This window comes from Rhodococcus sp. EPR-157 (assembly GCF_001647195.1).
Lineage (GTDB): Bacteria > Actinomycetota > Actinomycetes > Mycobacteriales > Mycobacteriaceae > Rhodococcoides.
Window position 1 is genome coordinate 1 of sequence record NZ_LVCV01000027.1, and the last position, 440, is coordinate 440.

Here is a 440-nt window from a genome sequence, read left to right on the forward strand (position 1 = left end):
TTTGGTGATCGCCACCTGACGAACCCTATCGGTCCGCGCCGAGTCGGCTACATCGACGCAATCAAGCGCTCCACCCGTTCGTCCACGGATCGGAAGGGGTCCTTGCACAGAACGGTTCGTTGGGCCTGGTCGTTGAGCTTCAGGTGGACCCAGTCGACGGTGAAGTCACGGCCCGCCTCCTGCGCGGCGGTGATGAATTCGCCACGCAGTTTGGCGCGTGTCGTCTGCGGCGGCAGATCGACAGCCTCGTCGATTTGCTCGTCCTCGGTGATGCGCTTGGCCAGTCCCTTCCGTTGCAGCAGGTCGAAGACGCCACGTCCGCGTTTGATGTCGTGATAGGCGAGGTCCAATTGCGCAATCTTGGGATCGGACAGCTCCATCGAGTACCGGTCCTGATATCGCTGGAACAATTTGCGCTTGATGACCCAATCGATCTCGGT

The 440-nt window shown here is 60.5% G+C and carries 1 protein-coding gene; it reads right to left on the minus strand.

Annotated features, from left to right (window positions below; genetic code table 11):
* Nucleotides 1-47: 47 nt before the first annotated feature.
* The coding region (locus A2J03_RS01075) for a proteasome accessory factor PafA2 family protein (RefSeq protein WP_197480546.1) at nt 48-440 on the minus strand (393 nt) is incomplete at its 5' end.